Raw genomic sequence first — 1048 nt, 5'->3', positions numbered from 1 at the left:
GCCCGACTACATGATCCCCAGCGCCTTCATAACGCTGGACCGCATCCCCCTCACCCACAACGGCAAGCTCGACACCAAAGCCCTCCCCGCACCCGACCGACAAGCCCTCACCACCAACAAGCGCATAGCCCCCACCACCGACACCGAACGCGCCTTCGCTCAGGCCTGGGCCGAGATCCTCAACCTCGACCCCGACCACATCAGCACCCACGACAGCTTCTTCGACCTCGGCGGCGACTCCATCCGCGCCGTCCGACTGGCAGGCGCCCTGCGCACCCACGGCCACCAGATCACCATCCGCGACATCTTCGAACACCGCACCATCAACCAACTCGCCACACACACCACACCCACCACCGAAGAAAACCACTTCACCCCCATCACACCCTTCACACTGATCAGCGAGACGGATCGGGCCGCGCTGCCGGCCGATGTGGTCGACGCCTACCCGCTCTCCCAGGTGCAGACCGGCATGCTCGTGGAGATGCTCACGGGCGAGCGCCCCGGCACCTACATCAACATCAACTCCTTCCGCATCCCGGCCCCCGACGGCCAGGGCTTCTCCGCCGAAGCCCTCCACGAAGCACTCCAGACCGTGGCCGACCGCCACGACATCCTGCGCACCTCCATGCACCTGGACGGCTACTCCCAGCCCCTCCAACTCGTTCACGCCTCCGTCGACATACCGGTCCTGGTCCACGACCTGCGGCAGCTGGACGAAGAGAGCCTGCGTGCGACCGAGTTCGCCTGGGCGCGCGAGGAACGTGCGGGCGGACTCGATGTCACCGTCGCACCGACGCTACGTGTCCACGTGCACCTGGAGTCGGACGGCATCTGGCGCCTGACCCTGGTGCAGAGCCACGCGGCCACCGAGGGCTGGAGCGTCAACGCGCTCACCGCGGAACTCCTCGAGGTATACGCCGCCCTGCGTGACGGCCGAGAACTTCCGGTGTACGAGGCTCCCGCTGTCCGGTACGCCGATTTCGTGGCGGCTGAGCTGAAGTCGCTGGAGAACGAGGACGATCAGCGGTTCTGGGCAGAGGTCACC

The 1048-nt window shown here is 66.5% G+C and carries 1 protein-coding gene; it reads left to right on the top strand.

The window, feature by feature from the left end:
• The coding region (locus tag ACZ516_RS33870) for a condensation domain-containing protein (protein ID WP_469013628.1) at positions 1-1048 on the top strand (1048 nt) is incomplete at both ends.

Source organism: Streptomyces sp. NPDC034037 (assembly GCF_055575715.1).
Note: the sequence above shows the minus strand (reverse complement) of the source record. Positions and strands in the feature narration are given on the sequence as shown.